Below are 306 nucleotides of genomic sequence, written 5' to 3'. Positions count from 1 at the left end.
GCTTGTAAGTTTGGGCGGCTATCCGCTTGCCTATTGCATCCATGAGGGCAACAAATATGAAGGTCACACGATGCTGCCGACGATAAACGAGTTTGTAAGCAAATACGGATTGGAAGACTTCGTTGTGGTGGCTGACTCTGGTCTGATGAACAATGCAAATATAGCGGAACTTGAGGCGCACGGCTACAAGTATATAATAGGTGCGAAAATAAAGAATGAAAGTCAGGAAGTCAAGAACTGGATACTGGAACAGCCCAAGCGCGACTGCCAGATGGTTGAGTATGACAAAGGAGGCGGACGCCGTCT

Annotated in this window: 1 protein-coding gene; it reads left to right on the top strand. The window is 47.7% G+C overall.

Features of this window, described 5'->3' with window-relative positions; all coding sequences use genetic code 11:
* On the top strand, positions 1-306 hold a 306-nt coding region (locus I6E38_RS15175; RefSeq protein ID WP_235394750.1), incomplete at both ends, for a transposase.

Source organism: Leyella stercorea (genome assembly GCF_021531355.1).
Classification (GTDB): domain Bacteria; phylum Bacteroidota; class Bacteroidia; order Bacteroidales; family Bacteroidaceae; genus Prevotella.
The sequence above is the reverse complement of the archived record's forward strand: the minus strand, read 5'-3'. Positions and strand labels throughout refer to the sequence as shown.